This window comes from Maricaulis sp., assembly GCF_030149235.1.
In the GTDB taxonomy this organism is placed as follows: domain Bacteria; phylum Pseudomonadota; class Alphaproteobacteria; order Caulobacterales; family Maricaulaceae; genus Maricaulis.
On record NZ_JASBRW010000085.1, the window covers coordinates 22,023 to 44,058 of the forward strand.

The 22,036-nt window shown below is 63.2% G+C and carries 17 protein-coding genes; 13 read left to right on the plus strand and 4 right to left on the minus strand.

Features of this window, described 5'->3' with window-relative positions; genetic code table 11:
* Positions 1-32 precede the first annotated feature (32 nt).
* The 7 genes from Q1V51_RS13035 to Q1V51_RS13065 are packed head-to-tail and all read left to right on the plus strand — an operon-like array spanning position 33 to position 9,433.
* On the plus strand, positions 33-1,829 hold the full coding sequence (locus Q1V51_RS13035) for an acyclic terpene utilization AtuA family protein (protein ID WP_300557048.1): 1,797 nt from the start codon (positions 33-35) through the stop codon (positions 1,827-1,829).
* On the plus strand, positions 1,826-3,448 hold the full coding sequence (locus Q1V51_RS13040; RefSeq protein WP_300557050.1) for a carboxyl transferase domain-containing protein: 1,623 nt from the start codon (positions 1,826-1,828) through the stop codon (positions 3,446-3,448). Before Q1V51_RS13035 ends, Q1V51_RS13040 begins: the two co-directional genes overlap by 4 nt.
* A gap of 9 nt (positions 3,449-3,457) precedes the next feature.
* Positions 3,458-4,276: an enoyl-CoA hydratase-related protein gene (locus tag Q1V51_RS13045; protein ID WP_300557052.1), complete on the plus strand. Its 819-nt coding sequence runs from the start codon at positions 3,458-3,460 to the stop codon at positions 4,274-4,276.
* Positions 4,277-4,278: 2 nt separating this feature from the next.
* Positions 4,279-6,285 carry an acetyl-CoA carboxylase biotin carboxylase subunit gene (locus Q1V51_RS13050; protein WP_300557054.1) on the plus strand — a complete coding sequence of 669 codons (2,007 nt, stop codon included), beginning with the start codon at positions 4,279-4,281 and terminating at the stop codon, positions 6,283-6,285.
* The gene (locus tag Q1V51_RS13055) at positions 6,272-7,066 is read left to right on the plus strand and encodes a TIGR03084 family metal-binding protein (protein ID WP_300557056.1); all 795 of its coding nucleotides are present in this window, start codon (positions 6,272-6,274) and stop codon (positions 7,064-7,066) included. Before Q1V51_RS13050 ends, Q1V51_RS13055 begins: the two co-directional genes overlap by 14 nt.
* 24 nt (positions 7,067-7,090) lie before the next feature.
* A complete protein-coding gene (locus Q1V51_RS13060; protein WP_300557058.1) occupies positions 7,091-8,299 on the plus strand; it encodes an acyl-CoA dehydrogenase family protein in 1,209 nt (402 codons plus the stop codon).
* A 9-nt stretch (positions 8,300-8,308) separates the two neighbouring features.
* Positions 8,309-9,433 (plus strand): acyl-CoA dehydrogenase family protein, encoded by a 1,125-nt coding sequence (locus tag Q1V51_RS13065; protein WP_300557060.1) that lies wholly within the window; start codon positions 8,309-8,311, stop codon positions 9,431-9,433.
* Between the two features lie 67 nt (positions 9,434-9,500).
* Here the strand turns inward: Q1V51_RS13065 and Q1V51_RS13070 are convergent, their stop codons facing one another.
* The gene (locus Q1V51_RS13070) at positions 9,501-11,111 is read right to left on the minus strand and encodes a cation:proton antiporter (protein ID WP_300557062.1); all 1,611 of its coding nucleotides are present in this window, start codon (positions 11,109-11,111) and stop codon (positions 9,501-9,503) included.
* A gap of 230 nt (positions 11,112-11,341) precedes the next feature.
* On the opposite strand from Q1V51_RS13070, the gene Q1V51_RS13075 reads away from it, so the two are divergent.
* Together Q1V51_RS13075 and Q1V51_RS13080 are read left to right on the plus strand one after the other, a co-directional pair.
* Positions 11,342-12,172 (plus strand): glycoside hydrolase family 16 protein, encoded by an 831-nt coding sequence (locus Q1V51_RS13075; RefSeq protein WP_300557063.1) that lies wholly within the window; start codon positions 11,342-11,344, stop codon positions 12,170-12,172.
* A gap of 67 nt (positions 12,173-12,239) precedes the next feature.
* Complete coding sequence (locus Q1V51_RS13080) at positions 12,240-13,286, plus strand: NAD(P)-dependent alcohol dehydrogenase (protein ID WP_300557065.1); 1,047 nt, start codon at positions 12,240-12,242, stop codon at positions 13,284-13,286.
* Between the two features lie 86 nt (positions 13,287-13,372).
* Here the strand turns inward: Q1V51_RS13080 and Q1V51_RS13085 are convergent, their stop codons facing one another.
* Both Q1V51_RS13085 and Q1V51_RS13090 read right to left on the minus strand, forming a co-directional pair.
* Entirely contained in the window at positions 13,373-13,879 is a 507-nt protein-coding gene (locus Q1V51_RS13085; RefSeq protein ID WP_300557067.1) for a hypothetical protein, read from the minus strand.
* A 137-nt stretch (positions 13,880-14,016) separates the two neighbouring features.
* Entirely contained in the window at positions 14,017-15,195 is a 1,179-nt protein-coding gene (locus Q1V51_RS13090; RefSeq protein ID WP_300557069.1) for an AraC family transcriptional regulator, read from the minus strand.
* A 176-nt stretch (positions 15,196-15,371) separates the two neighbouring features.
* Between Q1V51_RS13090 and Q1V51_RS13095 the strand changes: the two genes are divergently transcribed.
* The 3 genes from Q1V51_RS13095 to Q1V51_RS13105 all read left to right on the plus strand — a co-directional run bounded on the left by Q1V51_RS13095 (position 15,372) and on the right by Q1V51_RS13105 (position 20,029).
* Positions 15,372-16,523: a hypothetical protein gene (locus Q1V51_RS13095; protein ID WP_300557071.1), complete on the plus strand. Its 1,152-nt coding sequence runs from the start codon at positions 15,372-15,374 to the stop codon at positions 16,521-16,523.
* 60 nt (positions 16,524-16,583) lie between these two features.
* Positions 16,584-17,516, plus strand: coding sequence for an alpha/beta hydrolase (locus Q1V51_RS13100; RefSeq protein ID WP_300557073.1), 933 nt, complete (start codon positions 16,584-16,586; stop codon positions 17,514-17,516).
* Positions 17,517-17,647: 131 nt separating this feature from the next.
* Positions 17,648-20,029, plus strand: coding sequence for a DUF305 domain-containing protein (locus Q1V51_RS13105; protein WP_300557075.1), 2,382 nt, complete (start codon positions 17,648-17,650; stop codon positions 20,027-20,029).
* Positions 20,030-20,098: 69 nt separating this feature from the next.
* On the opposite strand, the gene Q1V51_RS13110 is transcribed toward Q1V51_RS13105, so the two are convergent.
* Positions 20,099-20,539 carry a hypothetical protein gene (locus Q1V51_RS13110; protein ID WP_300557077.1) on the minus strand — a complete coding sequence of 147 codons (441 nt, stop codon included), beginning with the start codon at positions 20,537-20,539 and terminating at the stop codon, positions 20,099-20,101.
* A 225-nt stretch (positions 20,540-20,764) separates the two neighbouring features.
* Between Q1V51_RS13110 and Q1V51_RS13115 the strand changes: the two genes are divergently transcribed.
* Positions 20,765-21,910: an alanine racemase gene (locus Q1V51_RS13115; protein ID WP_300557079.1), complete on the plus strand. Its 1,146-nt coding sequence runs from the start codon at positions 20,765-20,767 to the stop codon at positions 21,908-21,910.
* Positions 21,911-22,036 lie beyond the last annotated feature (126 nt).

A 22,036-nucleotide genomic window follows, 5' to 3' on the forward strand; every position in this document is an offset into this window, starting at 1 on the left:
TCATTATTTTGTCAATCGACAGGGAGAGGGCGGTGACGGCAAAGGATACGATCCGGATCGGTGGCGCCAGTGGCTTCTGGGGCGAGTCCGATATGGCGCTGCCGCAATTCCTGGCGGCGGGAGGGGTCGACTACATCGTTTTCGATTATCTTGCAGAGATCACGCTTTCGATCATGGCGCGGGCCCGGGCCAAGGATCCGGGCGAGGGCTATGCTCCCGACTTCGTCGATTTCGTCCTAAAGCCGCATCTCGCCAAGATTGCCAGCCAGGGCGTCAAGATCATCTCCAATGCCGGTGGTATGAATCCGCGGGCCTGCGGCGCGGCGGTCGAGGCCGCCATCTCGGAAGCCGGGCTGGATCTCAAGGTCGCCGTCGTGACCGGCGATGACCTGATGGCACGGGCGGGCGAACTGGCGGCCGCCGGTCATGTCGAGATGTTCACCGGTGCACCGTTTCCCGGCCCGGCCAGTGTCGCCTCCATCAACGCCTATCTGGGCGCCGCGCCGGTCGCAGAAGCCCTGCGCCGCGGCGCCGATATTGTCATCACGGGCCGCGGGGTCGATAGCGCGGTGACACTCGGGGCCTGCCTGCACGCCTTCGATTGGAGTTTGCAGGACTGGGATCGCCTGGCGGCGGCCAGTCTCGCCGGTCATGTCATCGAGTGCGGCCCGCAGGCAACCGGCGGCAATTTCACCGATTGGGAAGGGCTGGCCGACGGCTTGCTCGATATCGGTTATCCGATTGCAGAGATTTCCGCCGATGGGTCCGTGGTGATCACTAAGCCGGCGGAGACGGGTGGCGCGGTCACACCGGCGACCGTGGGTGAGCAGATCCTCTACGAAATCAGTGATCCCGGAGCCTATGTCCTGCCGGATGTGGTTTGTGACTTCACCAAGGTCGAGCTGAAGCAGGCGGGTAAGGACCGGGTGGTCATCTCCGGTACGCGCGGGCGGCCGGCTCCCGATCATCTCAAGGTCTCCGTAACCTTCCAGGATGGATGGCGCGCAGGCTCGACCTTCTTCTATGTTGGCGATGGTGCGGCGCGTGCGGCGCGATGTTTCGCGGAAACGGCCCTGGCGCGCGCCCGGCGCAAGCTGAAGGCCTTCGGCGCGCCCGACTATAGCGAGACCCTGATTGAAGTCGTCGGGGATGGGAGCGCTTTTGGCGAAAGCCTGACCCGGCCCGACGCCAAGGATGTCGCCGTGAAGCTCGCGGTGAAGCATGCCGACGCCTTGGCAGCGGGTCTGATCCTTCGGGAATCGATCGGGCTGGCCCTGGCGGCTCCGCCCGGCCTCTCCGGTTTTTCCGGAAACCGCCCAAAGCCCTCACCCGTCGTGCGTCTGTTTTCCTTCCTTCTGCCCCGCGATCAGGCGCAGCCGGTGGTCCATATCGGTAGCGATATGATCGCCCTGGAAAGTGGTGACGGGTCACCCGTCCACCCTGGTGACAGCCCGTCCTTCGAGCCGGCTGCGCCCGACCAGGCCGGGACGGTGGAGCTGCCCTTGCACCGCCTCGCCTGGGCCCGCTCGGGCGATAAGGGGGACAAGGCCAATATCGGTGTCCTGCCCCGTGACCCGGCGCTGGCGCCGTGGATCTGGGCTGCTCTGGACGAGCAAACCCTCAGGCGCCGTTTCTCGCATTATCTCGAAGGGGATGTGGATCGCTATTTCATGCCGGGCATAAGCGCCATGAACATTGTCTTGCATGACGTGCTTGGCGGAGGCGGTGTGGCCAGCTTGCGGAATGACCCGCAGGGCAAGGCCTATGCCCAGATCCTTCTGCAAACACCGGTCACTGTCCCGGCTGAACTGGCGGAGGCCTCGTCATGAGCGTGTTCAAATCCCGCATCTCCACGAGTTCAGAGAGCTTCCGCAAGAACCGGGAGGACATGCTCGGTCTGATCGCCAAGCTCGAGGAGCTCAACAGTCGCGCCGGCAAGATATCGGAAAAGCGCAAACCACGGTTCGAGGCCCGGGGCCAGCTGACACCGCGCGAACGCCTGGCGCGCTTGCTCGATCCCGGCATGCCCTGGGTGTCACTGGGCAATCTGACAGGCTATCTCGCCGACAAACAGCCGGAAGAGCGCTCCATTCCGGGGTCGACCATGATTTCGGGTATTGGCTTCATCCGCGGCGTTCGCTGCATGGTCCTGGTCGATGACAGCGGCATCAAGGGAGGGGCCATCATGAGCGGCACGGGGTGGAAAATCCTGCGGGCCGAACAGATTGCGCTGCAGCAGAAACTTCCCTTCGTCCATCTGGTGGAAAGCGCCGGGGGCGATCTGATCAATTACACCGTTGAGGGCTTTGTCCGCGGTGGCGGCGTATTCGCCGGCCAAGCCCGGCTCTCCAAGGCGGGTATTCCGGTAATCACCATTCTGCATGGCTCATCCACCGCGGGGGGCGCCTACATGCCCGGCATGAGTGATTACGTCATTGCCGTCAAGGAGAACGGCAAGGCTTTCCTGGCAGGCCCGCCCCTGCTCAAGGCAGCGACCGGCGAAATCGCCACAGAGGCCGAGCTGGGCGGCGCGCAAATGCACGCCGAGACCTCCGGGCTGGTCGAATATCTTGCCGAGAATGATGGCGAGGCGGTGCTGATGGCGCGTGAGGTGGTTGACCGCCTGTGCTGGAATACGCGCTGTCCCAGGCCGGATATCCCCGACTACGCGCCACCACTCTACGACCCCGACGAGATCGCGGGCGTAGTGCCGGTGGACTACCGCATCCCCTATGATGTGCGCGAGGTCGTGGCCCGCATTGTTGACGGTTCGGACTTCTCCGACTTCAAGCCTCGTTACGGAGTATCCACGGTCTGCATGCAGGCCAGTGTCATGGGCTATCGCTGTGGCCTGATTGGCAATAATGGACCGATTGATCCCGACGGGGCTACCAAGGTCGCGCAATTCCTGCAGCTCATGGATCAGGCGGATACGCCGGTGGTCTTCCTGCAGAATACGACCGGCTACATGGTCGGAACCGAGTATGAGCGGGCCGGCATGATCAAACACGGATCAAAGATGATCCAGGCGGTGACCAATATCGAGGTGCCGCGGCTGACCTTCATGATCGGCGCCAGTTTCGGGGCCGGAAATTACGGCATGTGCGGCCAGGGTTTCGGGCCGGATTTTGTCTATTCCTGGCCCAATGCCGCGACCGGCGTGATGGGTGGAGCCCAGGCTGCGACCGTGATGTCGATTGTCGCGGAAGGCGCCGCCAAGGCCGCGGGCGTCGAGCCGGATCGCGAGCAATTGGCGCAGCAGGAAGCCTTTATCAAGGAGATGTTCGATGGCCAAGCAGGGGCATTCTACACCTCCGGTCACGAGACAGATGATGGCATGATCGACCCGCGCGATACCCGCAAGGCGCTTGGCTTTTTGCTCGCCACGGTGTGGGAAGCGCGCCACCGGGATATCCGGCGGAACAGTTTCGGCATAGCGCGGATGTAGGGGGACGCCATGAGAGACTTTCCACCGACTACGGCGCTGGAGCTGGAGTTCGAAAAGGGTTGGCTGACCATCTGGTTCAACCAGCCGGCAAGCCGCAATGCGCTCAGCGCCGAGCTGACCGCAGACTTGCGGGCGGTACTGGCCGATGTGCGCGAGGATCGTACAGTGCGCGGCATTACCCTGCGGGGCCGCGGGGGTGTCTTCTGTGCCGGCGGTGACCTCAAGGCGTTCCAGTCCGGGCATCAGAGCAGCGAGACGACTGACCCGGTCGAAGGCGTTGTTTCCCTGTCCAGATCCGGCGCCGAGATCTTTGATCTGGTCGATACAATGCCGCAGGTCGTCATCGCCTCGATCGAGGGTGCAGCGATGGCGGGTGGTCTGGGACTGGCGTGCTGTGCCGACGTCATTCTGGTGGAATCTGGTGCGCGTTTTGCGTTCACGGAGACCGCAATCGGGCTGACCCCGGCGCAGATCGCGCCCTTTGTCATCCGCAAGCTGGGCTATTCCACCGGACGCCGCTTGATGCTGACCGCGGCCCGTTTTGACGGCCAGGGTGCCGTGGATCTCGGATTCACCGACTTCGTGGCTGAAGGCGTTGAAGCGCTGGACGAAATCGAGGCCGGATTGCGCCGGCAGGTCCTCAAATGTGCCCCGGGCGCAGTGGCGGATATCAAGCGTTTGATCCTTGATCTTCCGGGGCTCGACCGTGACGCCCAGATCGATGCGGCGGCGCGGAATTTTGCGGGACGCTTGCTGGGTGAGGAAGGCCGGGAGGGCATTGCCGCTTTCCTCGAAAAGCGCAAGCCGCTTTGGGCCGAGGAGGTTTGACCATGGCGATGATCAAAACCTTGCTTGTCGCCAATCGTGGCGAGATCGCGCTGCGGGTCATGCGGACCGCCCGGGCCCAGGGCATGCGGACGGTCGCTGTCTATTCCGATGCGGATGCGAAGGCGCCGCATGTGACCTTTGCCGATGCGGCGGTCCGTCTTGGTCCGGCTCAGGTTGCGGAAAGTTATCTCGATGCTGCTGCCGTGATTGAGGCAGCACGGCGTTCCGGCGCCAACGCGATCCACCCCGGTTATGGCTTCCTGTCGGAAAATGCCGATTTCGCACAAGCCGTTGAAGCTGAGGGGCTGATATTTGTCGGACCCTCTGCACATGCCATCGAGGTCATGGGTGACAAGGCCCGGGCCAAGCGGGCGATGATTGCGGCCGGTGTCCCCTGTATTCCCGGTTATGAGGGCGAGGACCAGGATGAAGCGCGCTTTGTCGAGGCGGCCCGGGAGATCGGTTTCCCGGTCATGGTCAAGGCGGCAGCCGGCGGCGGGGGGCGCGGCATGCGCCGGGTCGATAGTGAGGCGGACCTCGCCACGGCGCTGGATCTGGCCCGGTCGGAGGCCGAAAACGCTTTTAGTTCCGGTGAATTAATGCTGGAGAAGCTGGTCGAGCGGCCGCGCCATGTGGAGATCCAGGTGTTCGCTGATGCCCAGGGGCATACGGTCCATCTCGGGGAACGCGATTGCTCGGTTCAGCGCCGCCATCAAAAAGTGTTCGAGGAAGCGCCCTGCCCGGTCATGACGCCGGAGCTGCGGGCGGCGATGGGGGCGGCCGCAATCGAGGCGGCGAAGGCCGTGGACTATTGCGGCGCGGGCACGGTGGAATTCCTGCTCGATGCCGACGGGAACTTCTATTTTCTTGAAATGAATACCCGTTTGCAGGTGGAGCATCCGGTTACCGAAATGGTGACCGGGCTCGATCTCGTCGCCCTTCAGCTCGATGTTGCCCAGGGCAGATCGCTCGGCTTGGTGCAGGAGAACATTGCGCTGAACGGGCATGCCATCGAGGCGCGGCTCTATGCCGAGGACCCGGCGCTGGGTTTCCAGCCGGCCACAGGCCCGATCGCCTTGTGGAAGGCGCCGTCCGGGGCGGGAATTCGCTGTGATGACGGCATCGCCACGGGGGGCGAGGTTTCGCCCTATTATGATGCAATGGTTGCGAAAATCCTCGCCTGGGGGGAGACGCGGGAAGTCGCTTTGCGCCGTCTCGCCGCAGCGATCGAGCAGACGACCCTGTTCGGCGTGCCGAGCAATCAGGCCTTCCTGGCCGATGCACTGACCCGTCCGGATTTCGCCCAGGGCGAGGCGACGACCGCATTCATCGGCGAAAACTGGTCCGATCTCAGCGCCTTTTCCGCGCCCCCGGCGCCGGAATTGAGCGCGGCGGCGGCGGTGTTGATGCACTGTTTCGGCCGGCAAGGCGCGCAGTCTGCGTCTGTTCTTGTACCCGACGAATTGCTCGACTGGTCCAGCTCCCTGCCCCGTCCGTCGATCGCGGATTTCGGCGCCGATTTCGGAGCCGGAGTATGGCAGGTCATTCCGGCCGGAAACGGTACCTTCCGGGTCGCCGGGTCGGAGGGCGAGCATGCGGTCGAGCTGCGCGGTCAAACCCGGGGCGATGTCCGTCTCATGATCGATGGCGTGCCGCTGAGCCTGGTGGCGCATCCGGCCGGGCCGGGCGCGGTCTTCCTGCAGGCCGGGGCGCAGGTCTACAAGTTTGAAAACCGGGCCGGGATGCTGGCCGCCGGTGTGGAGGCTGCCGGCGGCGGGGATATCACCGCGTCGATGCACGGCGTCCTGATCGAGCTCAAGGCCAAGCCGGGCGACCGGGTTGCTGCAGGCGATACGCTGGCGGTGCTGGAGGCGATGAAGATGCAGCACCAGCTCACCGCCGATGTCGGCGGTGTGGTCACGGAAGTGCTCGCCGAGGAAGGCGCCCAACTGGCCGCCGGTGATCTCATTTTGACCATTAAAGAGGAGGCGGGTGATGCAGGAAGCTGAGGATTTTCGTGCCGAGTCCAGGGCGCTGCATGCCTTGCTCGCACCGCTTGAAGGCGAGCGCTTTGCGGCCCCGACCCAGTTCAAGGGCTGGACCATCAATGATGTGCTTCAGCACCTGCATGTCTGGAACATGATGGCCGGGCTTCAGCTCAGCGACGAGGCCGAGATCGACCGCCAGTTTGCGAGGCTGATCGAGCTGGAGGGCAAGCTGCGCGTCTTCGAGAACGAGCGGCTGGACGGGTTGAGCGGCCCGGACCTCCTGGCAGCCTGGATCGACGGGGCGGAACGCCTGGCCGACGCCTTTGCTGGGGCCGATCCGAAACAACGCCTGAAATGGGTCGGGCCGAGCATGAGCGCCCGGTCCTCCATCACCGCCCGGCTGATGGAGACCTGGGCGCACGGCCAGGAAATCTATGACGAGCTCGGCGTGGTGCGGGCCAATGAGGACCGTATCCGCGGCATCGTCGTGCTCGGCGTGAATACCTATCGCTGGACCTATATGGCGCACGGGCAGGAGGCGCCCGGACCGATGCCGCAGGTGGTGCTGACGGCGCCGTCCGGCGAGGTCTGGAGCCATGGCGAGGCCGGCGATAGCGGGCGTATTGAAGGCCTGGCCGAGGAATTCTGCCAGGTGGTCACCCAGACCCGCAATATCGAGGATACCCGCCTGCAGGTCACCGGCGAGATTGCCCGTGACTGGATGGCGAAAGCGCAGTGTTTTGCCGGTCCGCCGGCCACGCCGCCGAAGCCGGGTGAGCGTTTCACCCGCACCGCAGCGTAGCAAGGTAGCAAGAAGGAGAGGGCGATGAGCGCCGTCGATCAAAAGGAATTGGCCGAGTTTTCCGCCGCGGCGGAGGCCTGGTTCGCGGAAAACACGGTGAAGGATCCCGGTTTCCGTCTGCCGCTCACCTTCATGGAGGTGGGGACGGACCAGCAATTCGAGTTCCTGCGCGATTGGCAGAACAAGGTCTGGGAGGCGGGCTATCTCGGTGCGGCGTGGCCCAAGGCCTATGGCGGTGGGGGGCTGGACCCGGAATTCCAGAAGGCGGCGACGGCGGCGATGCGCAAGCATGACGCCCCGATCATGCTGAATGCCATCGGTTTGAACTGGACCGGTCCGATGTTGTTGGACATCGGGACCGAAGAGCAGAAGTCGCAATATCTCAAGGGCATCCTCTCGGCCGAGGATATCTGGTGCCAGGGCTTTTCCGAGCCGGAAAACGGCTCTGATCTGGGCAATGCCCAGACCCGGGCCGTCCGCGACGGGGATGAGTATGTCATCACCGGATCGAAGATTTGGACCACCCAGGGCAATTACGCCAAATACATGATCCTTCTGGCCCGGACCAATCCGGATGCGCCGCGCAAATATGATGGTCTGAGCTTCTTCCTGGCCCCGATGCGCGTGCCCGGGGTGGAGACAATGCCGATCCGCAAGCTGACCGGTGAATACGGTTTCACCCAGACCTTCTTTGACGGAGCCCGCATCCCGGCCAAGGGGCTGATGGGGCAGGAAGGCCAGGGCTGGACCTTCGCCATGCAATTGCTCGAATACGAGCGCGGTGTGCGCGGCGGTCAGGCTGGTGGCTATATCATCACCGAGCAGAATGCCTTTGATGTCGTGGATCTGGCGCGCCGGGTGAAACGCGGCGGCAGGCCGGCGATCGAGGACCCGGTCCTGAAGGACAAGCTGGTCGATTTCATTATCGAGATCCAGTCCAACGCCCTGTGCCGTCAGCGCCTCGCTGTGCCGCCGCTCAACCAGGAAAAACCGTTTGGCATACCTTTGGCTTCCAAGCTTATGACGACCGAGTTCGCGCGCCGCATCAATGAATTTGCTGTCTCCCTGACAGGGGTAGATGGCGGTTATTATGTCGGTGATCCCAATGCGGTTGATGATGGGCTGTGGACGCGCGCCTATCTCAATGCCTTTTCCGCCACCATTGGCGGCGGCACCTCGCAAATTCAGCGCAATATCGTGGCCGAGCACGCGCTCGGTCTGCCGAAGGGATAGGGGGCGATCATGGAAAAGCTTGGCGAACTCGGATTTTCCGAGGAACAGGGTGATCTGCTTGAAGTCGCGATGAATTTCTGCCGTGGCCGCTCCCCGATCGAGACCGTGCGCGGGCTGCTGACCGATGAACGGGGCTATGACCCTGCGGTTTGGAAAGAGATTGGCGAGATGGGCTGGCTCAGCATCGCCATCCCGGAGAGCTATGGCGGCGTCGGGCTAAGCCTGGCCGAAGTTGTACCGGTGGCCGAGGCCATGGGGCGCTATCTTCTCAACTCCCCCTTCGTGTCGACGACCCTGACCGCGCAGGCCTTGCTGAACGGCGCTACCGAGGATCAGAAACAGGCCTGGTTGCCGCGACTGGCGGCCGGGGAGGCCGCGACACTGGCCGTGCTGGAGGCGGGCGGAGACTGGGACCTGGGCGCGCCGGCCTGTCAGGCCGCACCGGCCGGCGACGGTGTCGTGCTGTCAGGGCAGAAGCGTTTCGTGGCGGATGCCTCGGACGCGGCCCTGATCATCGTGTCGGTGACGCATGAAGGCGGGCCGGCGCTCCTCTTGCTGGAGCCCGGTGATTGGCCCGAGGGCGCCTTGCGGCGCGAGACCGTGGTCGATGAAACCCGCCGCAGCTATGAGCTGACCCTAGACGGCATCACCGTGCCGGCGGCCCGCTTAATGCCGGACGGCCAGGCCGCGGCAACGCTGGCGCATGTCCAGCTGTGCACCAATCTCCTCTCCGCCGCCGATATGGCAGGCGCCAATCTGGCCCTGATCGACTACACGCTGGATTACCTGCGCACCCGGACCCAGTTCGGCAAACCCATTGGCGCCTACCAGGCGCTCAAACACCCCATGGTCGACGCCTATGTGCTCTATGAGCAGGCCCGCTCGCATGTTTACAGCGCGGCGCATTGCTTTGATCGCCAGGGCGAGGGTGAAGTGGCGACGCGGATGGCCAAGGTCTCTGCACTTGAGGCCTATAGCCGGGCCGGCGACCGCTCGATCCAGTTCCATGGCGGTTTTGGCTTCACCTATGACTGTGATGCCCAGCTGCATCGTCGCCGGGCGATCTGGCACGGCGCGCAGAGCGGTGATGAGGCGCATCACAAACGCGTGCTGGCGGAGCTCTTGCTGGGCTAGGCTGACCCGGCTGCAAGGCGATGCAGGCGGCATAGGGAAAGCCAATTTCAACGGCCCGGTTCGCCGGTTAGCTCACTTCCGGGGGCTGTTTCTGCGCCATGACATGGCCAGCGAAACCGGCCCCGGCTTCGGTGTAGATGTTGAACACGGTGGCCGCACCGGCCTGTTCCAGGGCCTCGACCTCGTCCGGGAATTTGGCGATGGCCGCGATCGTCCCGGCGAAAGACGCCATTTTGAGCTGGCGGACAACTGCGAGATTGGTCGTCACCTTGGGCATGGCGAGCAGAACCAGGTCGAGCTTGTGGGCCGCCTGGATCCGGTCCCAGAAATCGGCGTCGCTGGGGTCTCCGTGCAGCACATTGCGCCCCATTTCACATTGATTGCCCGTGGTGATCGGGTCGATGTCGATGCCGAGCACGCAATCTCCGTGAATTTCGCGCATCTTGTCATAGGCGCCAGTGCCGACACCGCCCATACCGATAATGGCGATGGTTGCTCCGCGCGTATCGAGGGATTGATCGTCCGCGACCAAGTCCTCGCGCTGCAGGCCTTTCCAGAAGTCCCGGTGCCGCGTGTAGATGCGGTGGGCGAACATGTTCAGCCCCGCCGCCATGGCGAAGGACAGCGCCGAGGCAATGGCGATGACGATCAGCCATTGCGTGCTGATCCAGCCATTGCTGACCCCGATCGCCGCAACGATGAGGCCGAATTCGCTGTAGGTCGTCAGATTGAGCGAGGCGAGCAGGCCGGTGCGGGCGCGCAGTTTGAAACGCGTCAGGAGGTAGAAGAAAAGAGCCGATTTGAGCAGGACGGCGGGAGCCAGCAGGGCGCCGACCGTCAGGGTTTCCAGAGTTGGCTGGCCCGCGAGGCCGATCGACAGAAAGAAGCCCAGAAGGAAAAGGTCCTTGAAGCTGAGCATGGTCTTGGCCAGCTCGTCAGCCTTGGGGTGGTTGGCGATCAGGATTCCCAGCACGAGAGCCCCGAGATCGCCCTTCATCTCCACCAGTTCAAACAATTCCGCCCCGCCCATGGCCAGCAGGAAGCCGTAAAGTACAAGCAGCTCGCCATGGCCGACGCGCTCAAGGAGGCGGTGGAGGACAGGGCGCAGCGGTATCAGCAGCACGATGAAGACAGCCCAGACGGACGGCAGGGCACCCGTCGACACGGCGAGGAAGACGACGGCGGCAATGTCCTGCATGACGAGAATGCCGATGGCGATCCGGCCGTGCATGGAGGTCATCTCGCCGCGCTCTTCCAGGGCTTTGACGACGAAGACCGTGCTGGAAAAACTGAGCGCAAAGGCGATCAGGAAGGCTTGCGGCAGATCGAGGTCGGTCAGGAACGGGATGCCGGCCAGGGCTAGCCCGTAAATGACAAAGCCGAAGACCACGACGATGGTCGCCGTGTGCAAGGTGGTGACACCCCAGACCTGGGGGCGCGCCAGGGTGCGCAGATTGAGCTTCAGCCCGACCGTGAACAAGAGGAGTGTGATGCCCAGGTCAGAGAGCTTTTCCAGCATCTCCCCGCTGGCAATGCCGTACGCATTGAGCAGGAAACCTGTGGCCAGGAAGCCGACCAGGGGCGGCAGGCCGGCAAAGCGGGCCAGCAGGCCGAGCACAAAGGCAATGAAAATCCAGACGACATCACCCAGGGCGATCGCGATCCATTGGAAATCCATAGTGGGCCCTTGCAGTTGAGCGAGTCGCGCAAGCCTAGACTCAGCGTGTGAAACAGGAAACTAGATCGAAGCGCCGCTTGAATGCCATGGCGCGTTATGTCGCTGTATGGCGAGGTAAAATCCAACGGCCTTGCCATCCGGGGGGCGGGCGACTTAGTTTCCCGGCATCGCTTTTGGAGGCCGCCTATTCTGTTCCGGCCCGGTCCAGAAGCCTTGACGGAGTTCCTGACATGACTGCCCAGACCTCTCAGACGCCTGCCGCCAAAGACCGGAGTGACAAGGTTGTCTTTCTGGATGAGTTCAATGCCCCGTCGCTCGACCGGAGCAAGTGGAATGTTGAAGGGCCGGCCTTCTGGGTGAACAAGGAAGAGCAGGCCTATATCGACAGTGAGGAGACCATCCGGCTCTTGCCTGCCGGTTCCGTCGAGGGGGCGACCGGAGGCGTGCTGGAATTGCGCGCGCTGCACCGTGCGGGCTTCAAGACGCCCACCGGGCGCGTGGCGGATTATGTGTCCGGCCGCATCGATACGCGCGACAAGTTTGATTTCACCCATGGCCGGGCCGCGGCCCGGGTCCGCATGCCGGCGCTGGAAGGTGTATGGCCGGCCTTCTGGCTGCTGGGCAATGGCGAATGGCCCGAGACCGGTGAGATCGATATTCTCGAATATGTCGGAGAGAAGGACTGGACTGGCGTCGCCCTGCACGGGCCGGGCTATTCCGGTGATACGCCGCTGGTGAACAAGTATTTCTTCCCGCCGGAAACCGACGCGACCGATTGGCATGTCTATGCCGTTGAATGGGACGAGGAGAAAGTTCTGTTCACGATTGACGACCGGGTCATCTACCGGGTCACGCGGCCCATGGTCGAGGTTTACGGGGAGTGGAAGTTCGACACCCCCAAACACATGATCCTCAATCTCGCGATCGGTGGGGAATATCCGCGCAAGACCAATGGCATCGACGTGCCAGGCTATGGCCTGCCGCCGGCCGCGGCCGAGCTGATCCAGCGCGAGGGCGTCGGAATCCAGATCGACTGGGTCAAGGTTACGCAGTCCGGCTGACCCCGAATTTTGCCCCGTCGCCAGGCTGCGCTAGATAGGCGGGATAAACAAAGCCGGGGAAATCATCATGCCGAATGTCAGCGCCTACGCGGCCACGTCTGAAACCAGCGCTCTGGCGCCGATGGCCATCGACCGCCGTGACCCGCGGCCGAATGATGTTGCCATCGACATCGAGTATTGCGGCGTCTGCCATTCCGACCTGCATGCGGCGCGCAATGACTGGGGCGGCACGACCTACCCCATTGTCCCGGGACACGAGATCATCGGCCGGGTCCGGACGGTCGGGGCCGAGGTGACCGGATTCAAGCCCGGCGACCGGGTTGGCGTGGGTTGCATGGTCGACAGCTGTAAATCCTGTGCGCCGTGCGATCAGGGGCTCGAGCAGTATTGCGAGAACGGCATGACGGGGACCTATGACAAGGTCCTGCCCGACGGGTCTGTGACCTATGGCGGGTATTCGCGCCATATCGTCGTGCGTGAGGATTTCGTGCTGCGGATTCCCGAGGGCATGGACCCGGCCGCCGCCGCACCGCTGCTCTGTGCCGGCATCACCACCTATTCCCCGCTGCGCCACTGGAAGGTCGGGCCGGGCCAGAAGGTTGGCATTGTCGGTCTGGGCGGTCTGGGCCATATGGGCGTGAAGATCGCGGCTGCCATGGGCGCCGAGGTGACCTTGTTCACGACCTCGCCGGGCAAGGCCGATGATGCCCGCCGGCTCGGCGCCAGCCGCGTCGTGATGTCCAAGGATCGCGCCCAGATGAAGGCGGTTCGCGGCGAGTTCGACTTCATCCTCAACACCGTCGCGGCGCCGCACAAGCTCGACCCCTATCTCAACGCGCTTACGCTTGAAGGCACGATGGTCATGGTCGGCCTGCCCGACGAGCCGCACCCGTCACCGGGCATGGCCCCCTTGATCATGAAGCGGCGCTCGCTCGCCGGCTCGCTCATCGGCGGTATCGCGGAAACCCAGGAAATGCTCGATTTCTGCGCCGAGCACGGCATCGCCTCGGATATCGAGATGATTGCCATGGCCGATATCAACACGGCTTATGAGCGCATGCTGAAAAGCGACGTGAAATACCGTTTCGTGATCGACATGGCGACGTTGGCCTAGGCGCGTCGCAGGCGTTTGAAATCCATACATCGCTGAGGCGTGGCCGGGGCCCTGCGTCGCGGCCCCGGCGTCTTGTCCGCTTTCCGTTATTGCGCGGCCATCTGGTCGAACCAGCCGCGATACATCGGAGCGATGGCCTGGCCGTAATAGAGAAATTCCGGAATATCCCGGCGCAGGACGACGTTGTGGTCGGCAAACGCCACGAAACCCGGCGTGTCGTGCGACGGGGTGCCGTATTGTGCGCGCAGGGCGGCGAGATGGGTGCTTTCTTCTGATGCGTCCGTGAGGATCCAGATGAAGGCGAGGCTGTCGTCGGCAAAGACGAATTCGGCCAGACGTCCGCGTCCGGCATGGTCAAAGCCCTGGCAGTCGACCTGGGTGTGGCTGTCCTGGGCAATCGGCAGCTCGGCCGGGTCGAGTTGGCGCACTTGGTAGGTCTCGCAAAGCTGGTCGAACGTGCCGGTGAGCGCAGCCGGCGATGCACCGAACTCGATGGCGGCCGGCAGGTCGAGCGGGCTGGCGGCGGCTGCCGGGCTTGCGGTCAGGGCCAGGGCGGTCAGGGCGAGGGCGGAGAAACCGGGGAGGGAAGACATTATCGGGTCCTTGTCATGGTTGAACATGACCCCATCGTTACGGCCCCGCTTCGCTCGCGTCGTCCGGAAGCATGATTGAGGACGACCCGAAACATGTTTCGGGACGCATTTTCCGGTTTTGGGGCTTGGTCGGCCTGTCAGGACGCCTGTTTCTTGCGGGTCCGGTATTGCGACGGTGTCATGTCCAGGCTGGCCTTGAACGCCTTGTTGAAGGTGACACGGTTGGAAAAGCCACTCTCGATCGCGATGCGCTCGAGCGGGAAATGCTGGCCCGGGGCATCGATCATGTCGATCGCGTGCTGGACGCGATGAGCATTCACCAGCTTGTAGAAATTCGAACCCATATACTGGTTGATGACCTGCGATACCGTGTGAGACTTCATGCCGATATTCGCAGCCAGCTTGGTCAGGGTCAGGCGCTCGTCGAGATAGTCCTGGTGTTCGCGAAGCCGGGTCTCGATCAGCTCGGCGATCTCCTGCGATGCGCTCTCCGGCAGGGCGGAATGCAGGTATTTTATCTTGGCGTCCTGTGCCGCCGGCGCGGTCTGCGGTGTCTCGGCGAGGGAGCGTTCTTCCGGCGTGAGCAGGAAGTCGGCATCCTGCATGCCGCGATATCCCATGGTCAGGATGATCGCCGCCATGAACAAAAGCCAGGCACTACTCACATGCGACAGCGTGCCCACGCCGAACCCCTGCTGGGCCAGGAAGAGCCCCACCCACACCGCTTCCAGCGCCAGGAGCGAGATCGCCAGAAACCGCATCTGGGCGAGCAGGGTGCGGCTGTCATCGGCCCGCAGCGTGTCGATGCGGGCGGCGTAATTGCCCAGCATTCGCCAGGACAGGATGAGATAGGCGAGCAGGAAGAGCTTGATCGCCACCAGCTGGACAATGACCCCGGGCGGGAGCGCCTGTGTGGCCGGGCTCAGCACAGCCTCCCACATGGCGATCTTCGCGGCTGCGGGCTGGAAGACGTGACGGGCGTTATAGATCCAGATTGCAGCCGCCGGCAGCAATTGGACCGCCCAAAGCCAGGCCGGATAGGGCGCATGTCCCGTCATGCGCCGGACATAGGCGTAGAAGACCGGGCCGAGGATGAGCACCATGCCGGGCAGGAGGTCGAGCAGGTGAGGTGCGCTCGGGTAGAAGCCCGAATGCAGCATGCCGCCCTCGAACAGCTTGTAGCCCATCAACCCGGTGATCAGGGCGAGCAGCACGCCGGGACCGCGCCCGCGGGTCTTGTTCGCCAGGACCAGGGTGATCATGAGGGCATGGGTCGCGGCGGCGAAATAGAGCACGCCCAGGAGTGTCTCGTTCACGGCCTTGATCCCATTGAGTGACGGAGAGCAGTTTGCTCCGCCAGCTTACGACAACCCTCACCCCGGCTGTAAAGCTCGGCGGATGTTATCGCCGCGCCGAACCGGGCGCCGGCCCTCAAACGATAAGTTCGATCCAGCTTCTCTTCGCGCTGCTCATACCATGCAGGATGCGCTACGTGCCGCTCATTGATGTGGAGGATGTTGCAGCCATGATCCGGATTTCGCTTGCCCTCGCCCTGCTTGCTTCGATCGGCGGGGCAGCCCATGCCGACCAGTACCGGCATCTCATGTTTCGCGAAACGCCCTATGCGGCCTATCGCGGCATTCACCCCATCGATACGCAAACAGCCTCCGAGGCGGCTCATTACGCCTTCGAACATGATGATCAGGGCCGGGTGAGCCGCATTGTCTACCAGGTCGGAAGCCAGCCGGTCTGGGACAATGGTGTCTGGGACAGTTTCATCTGGTTCGCACCGGATGTCCGCATCAGCTACGAGCAGGGACGCGAGGTCCACCGCTATTACAATACCCGGGGCGAACGCATCAGCGCGCATGGCAATGTCTATTCTGCCGTTTACACGCTCGACGCGGATGGCGAACGCACCTCGTTGGCCTTCTTTGGTGCCGAGGGTGAGCCGAGCGAAAGCGAGTGGGGTGTCCACCGCTATGACTGGCGCCCATCCGATGATGGTCACCTGTTCGAGCGCCGCTATGATCTGAACGGCGATATGATGCCGATGCGGCCCGAGCTCGAATTCTACGAGATCAAGCTGGAGTATGATGCCGATGGCAAGCTGGCCTTCATGCGCAATTACGGTCTCGACGGCGTGCCCACGAATAATGCATCAGGCGCCGGGATCGACCGGATTACCTACGACCTCGCGGGCAATTTCATCCGCTGGCAGGTCTATGACCGCGACGGCAATGCCGTAGAGGGCAATCGCCCCGGCGTGCATCTGGGCGAGCATCTCTACGATGCCCTTGGCAACAAGATCGGTCTGCGCGGTTTTGACCGCCACGGCAATGCACAGGTGTTTTCCTGGGGCAGCCTGATGACCCGGACCGCCTATGATGCGCGTGGAAATCGCACCGCGTCCTGGACCCTTGCAGCCGATGGTAGTGAACAGCAGCGCGTCGGCTGGACCTATTCTGCGGACGGTACACGCGTAGAGACTATTCGCGGCCTCACCCCCGAGGGCGAGATGACCGCGCACCCGGGCCTCGGTGGCGCCGCCATGATCCGATTCAGTTACGGGGCGGACGGCGAGAGGAGCATAGAGCGCTTCAACGTCGATATGCCTGTCTTCACCCCGGATGCCGACCGCTAGAACCGCCCGTTCTTTCCAACTCACACCGCGCCGGCTGTGACAGGCGGGCAGGAGAAAATCATGACCATCAAAGCAATCACCCAACGTCTTGCCGCCGCGGCGGCGGGGCTGGCGATGTTCTTCACGGGCGGCCTGTCCCTCGCCCAGGAGGACATCGCCTCCACCCGCACGCTGACCGATATCGCCTATTTCGAGGGCGCTGGGGCGGACCCGCAGCGGCATGCGTTGAACCTCGTGCTCCCGGCGGACGGAGCGCCCCGAGCGACCATGTTGTGGATCCATGGGGGTGCCTGGGCCTCCGGCGGGCGTGAGCATGAGATGGGGCTGGCACAGGCCCTGGCTGAAGAGGGCATTGCCGTTGCCGTCATGTCCTACCGGCTCAGCCCGGGGCGCTGGATGTCGGAGAATCTGCCCGACACAGGCGTGCAGCATCCCGCGCATATCGAAGACGTGGCCCGGGCCTTTGCCTGGCTTTGGGACAATGCCGAGACGTACGGGCTCGACCGGGAGGCGCTGTTTGTCAGCGGTTTTTCCGCCGGGGGTCATCTGTCTGCCCTGCTGGCAACGGATGAAAGCTATCTTGTGGCGCACGGGCTAACACTGGATGCCATCGCCGGCTCTATCCCGGTCGCGGGTACGTATGACGTGCCGCACTATTACGGGATGATCCGGGACGGAATGGGTGAAGACGCGGCACGTGACCATGTCATCGGCGTTTTCGGGCCGCGCGCCGGGCATGAGGCGGCTTCTCCGCTGACCTATCTCAATGCGCTGCAGGCGCCGATGCTGATCCTCTCGGAAGCCCAGACCGGGCTTTATACCGAGCATTTCCAGACCCTGGTCGAGGGGCATGCCGCGGCCGGTCTGATCAGCTATGCGCACTATCCCGACGACACGCACGCCTCGCTCTATTTCAACATGATCGATCCGGAGGAGGTTTCACCGGCGCGTGAGGTGATGATCGAGTTCATCGATGGGGTGCTCGCCCGGTAAGCTGGAACAACCGCGTTTTCCTTGCAGGTATGAGAGGCTTGCCGACGGGCGTTCACACTCTAATGTTTCCGGCTTGTCCAGTCGGGAGGAGTGACATGGCCTTGAAGGCGAAGCTTAGCATCGGGTCCGCAATGATTGCGTTGACCGCCGGTTTGACCTTGAACGGGGCAGTTCTGGCCCAGGACGCACCGATCGTACAGCCGGGAGCCCCGGGCCAGGATGGCCGCGAGCTCACCGCTGAGGAAGCGGTGCAGATCGCCGCGAACCGCTATTCCGAGGACGATGTCCGTTTCATGCAGGGCATGATCCTGCACCATTTCCAGGCGGTGCAGATGTCTGCCCTGGTGCCTGACCGGGCTGACCTTGAGGATGTCCGCGATATCGCCAGCCGCATTGATGCGACCCAGGCCGACGAGATCGAGTTCATGCGCGGCTGGCTGATCGAGCGCGGCGAGGATGCCCCGGATCCGCAGAATGATGCGCACGCCATGCATCATGCGCATCATGGTCATCACGACATGGCCGGTATGGCGACCCCGGCGCAGATGGAAGCGCTCGCAGCCGCCAGCGGTACCGAATTCGATGCCCTCTTCCTCGAGCTGATGATTGCCCACCATGATGGTGCGGTGGAAATGGTCGACCACTTGCTGCGTCAGCGTGGCTCGGCCTATGACCCGGTCCTGTTCGATTTCGTCAATGATGTGCGGGGCGAGCAGCGGGCGGAAATCCGCCGCATGGATGCGCTGCTGTCCGGCCTGTCGGAAGACCCGCGTAACGGCCTTGCTGCCGGTTTCCGCGATGCCGAAGAGGCGATTTCCAACCTGGTAATGCTGGCGAGCCTGCCCAAGCCGACCGGCTTCTTCGATGCGGAAAACCCGGCCGGTTTGCCACCGGAAATCCCGGCCGAGGCGACCGACGAAGAGGTTGAGCGCCGCTTCGGCGACCGCTCCCCCTTTCTGAGCTTCTCCAATACCGACATGGCCTTTGCCAATGACCTCATGGTCGCGGGCAATTATCACGGCTTCAATGTCTACGACATCGCCGGTGATACGCCGCAGCTGATCAGCTCGGTCGTTTGTCCGGGCGGCCAGGGCGATGTGTCCATCGTCGGCGATCTGCTGATCGTCTCGGTCCAGGATACACGCGCCCGCGTCGATTGCGGCCGTCAGGGCGTGGAAGAGGAAGTCAGCGAAGAGCGTTTTCGTGGCATCCGGATTTTCGACATTTCCAACCCGGTGGTTCCGCGCCAGGTTGGTCAGGTCCAGACCTGCCGTGGCTCGCACACCCACTCCGTGGTCACCAGCGATGAAAACACGATCATCGTCTATAATTCCGGTACCAGCTCGATCCGTCCGGAAGAAGAACTGGCCGGCTGTGTCGCCGGTCTGCCGGGTGATGATGAAACCGCGCTCTTCTCCATCGATGTGATCGAGATCCCGGTCGCCAACCCGGCGGCGTCGCGCATCGTCGACAGCCCGCGCGTCTTTGCTGACGACGAGACCGGCCGGATTGCCGGGCTTTGGGCCGGTGGTGATCATGGCGAGGGTACCCAGTCCACCCGTCGCACAGACCAGTGCCACGACATCACCGTCTTCCCGTCCCTGAACCTGGCGGCCGGTGCGTGCTCGGGCAATGGCATCATTCTCGACATTTCCGACCCGCGTGCGCCGCAGCGGATTGATGCTGTCGTCGACCAGGGCTTCGCCTACTGGCACTCGGCGACCTTCAATAATGACGGTACGAAAGTCCTCTTCACCGATGAGTGGGGTGGTGGCGGCCGTCCGCGTTGCCGGGCCCAGGACCCGTCTGACTGGGGCGCCAATGCGATCTATGAGATCGACAATGGCCAGCTTGAATTTGCCAGCTATTTCAAGATCCCATCTGCTCAGACCGAGGAAGAGAACTGCGTTGCCCACAATGGGTCCGTGGTTCCGGTCCCGGGCCGCGATATCTTTGTTCAGTCCTGGTATCAGGGCGGGCTGACGGTGATCGACTTCACCGATGCGGCCAATCCGTACGAGATTGCCTTCTTTGATCGGGGTCCGATCGATGAGGACGTCATGATCTCCGGTGGCTACTGGTCGTCCTACTGGTATGACGGCCGTATCTACGGCACCGAGATCGCCCGTGGTCTCGACGTCTTCGAGCTGGCACCGAGCGAGTTCCTGACCGAGAACGAGATCGCTGCCGCGGCGCTGGCCAATCAGGGCGAGGTGTTCAATCCGCAGCAGCAGACCCAGGTGAGCTGGCCGGATCATCCGGTGGTCGGTATGGCTTATGTCGACCAGCTGGTGCGCGGCGAGGTGATGTCTGCTGATGCTGCCGAAACCGTATCGTCAGCCTTGGGCCGTGCGGCAGAGCATATCGAGGCGGGTACTACCGACCGTGGCCTGTCTTCCGAACTGCGTCGCCTGTCGCGCAGCCTGCCGGACGCTGACAATGGTTCTGCACATGCGGCACGAATCGACGCGCTGCGCGATGTGATGTGGGCGGTCGCGGGCGAGGTTCGCTAGACCCGACCGGCTTTCATCGAAACGAAGAACCGCGGTCCAGACGGGCCGCGGTTTCTTCTTGCCCGGACATCACTGCGCGGGTCGGCGCCAGAACTGCAGATGGGTGGACAGCTGGCCGTTGAACAACAGGCTCGCCATCAGGGCGATAGACATCATCTGCAGCATGGCCATCAGGCCGATGCCCCCAAAGGCGTAGATGAACCTATCCAAGCTGGATTCTGCGAGGCTGAGAGAGTCCGGGTTCAAGCCCAGTATGATCCAGTCGATACGGTCGAGAATGAAGGCGACCCCAAAGGCGGGGATGCAGGCGGCGGACCGGTTGAACAAGGCCAGCAGTGCGATGCAGTTGAGCACGATATGGCTAAAGAACGCCGCTTCCTGCCAGAAGCTCAGGGTTTCGATCAGCGTCGCCAGTCCGGTATTCCAATCCGCGGGCCACACACCCAGCCGGATGCCGATATTGGGGACCGCCCAGTAGATCCCGTAGACGATCTCAAGGATCACCAGCATAATGCAGAGCCAGTAGAAAAACCGGTTAACGGGCATGCGTTTGGCCCCCAAATGCCCGCATGCAAAGCGCGGGTTCAGGCTGAGGCTAGCCGCAAGCGATTGTTGAAGACTTAACTGCCGGGCCGGCTAGACATCGGCCAATCGCATCGCTGCACTGGCCATGCTAGGACCCTTTTGCGGGCCAGGACTCATTCCTGGCGCCGGCAGCGGAGTCTCCTTCAAACCATGTCCGTTACCCGTCAGAGCCTGCACGACCTGAACACGCCTTGCCTGCTGCTCGATCGCGCTGTGCTGCGGCGCAATCTGCGCCGCATGGCCGAGCAAATCGCAGGCCTGGGCGGGGTGCTGCGGCCGCATGTGAAGACCCATAAATCGCTCGACGTTCAGGCCGAGCTGGAACAGGCCGGCGCTGTCTCTGGCATCACGGTCTCGACCCTGGCCGAGGCGGAATACTTCTTCGCGGCAGGTCAGCGCGATATTCTCTACGCCGTCGGTATCGCCCCCAACAAGCTCGATCAGATCGCTGACCTGATGGCCCGCGGGGCCGATATCAAGATCATCCTCGACAGTGTGGAGATGGCGGTCTGTGTGGCCGCGAGGGGCGCCGAGCTCGGCGTCACCTTCACCACTCTGATCGAGCTGGATGTGGATGGTCACCGTGCCGGCATCGACCCCCGTAGCGATGCCTTGCTGGAGCTGGCGCAGGCCTGCCAAGTGCCCGGCCTCGCTCTCGGCGGGGTCATGACCCATGCGGGCGGATCCTATAATTGCGCTTCCGTCGAGGCGATCCGAGAGATGGCCGATCAGGAGCGCAGCCTGGCCGTACTGGGCGCCGGGCGGTTGCGCGAGGCGGGTCACCCGATCGACATCGTCTCGATCGGATCCACGCCGACCGCCTTTTTCGCGACCTCCCTGGAGGGCGTCACCGAGGTGCGGGCCGGGGTCTATACCTTCCAGGACCTGGTGATGGCCGGGCTCGGCGTTTGCGGCCATGACGAGATTGCGATTTCTGTGCTCAGCAGCGTCATCGGCCATCAGCGCGCCAAGGGCTGGACCCTGACCGATGCCGGATGGATGGCGATGTCGCGCGATCGCGGAACCGAGGGGCAGGCGGTCGATTTTGGTTATGGCGAGGTCTGGGACCTGCAGGGCCAGCCGCTGGGCGGGCTCATCCTCCGCGGCGCCAACCAGGAGCACGGCGTCATCAGCCGCGGCGCCCATGCGTCCGGCGAGGCACCTGAATTGGCGGTCGGAGACAAGGTCCGGATCGCCCCCAATCATGCCTGTGCGACCGCGGCCCAGTTCGATCACTACATGGTCATCGAAGACGGCTATTTGATTGATCAATGGCCGCGCGGCCGGGGCTGGTAGTCGCTTGCTTGGCGGCAAAGCGGCAATATTCATTCGCGGGACAGTCTGGTCGCGACCAGATCATGCAAGGCGCAGCCCCCAATTTGTGCAAATGCGAAATTTATGCTGCACTTGCGGCATATTTCA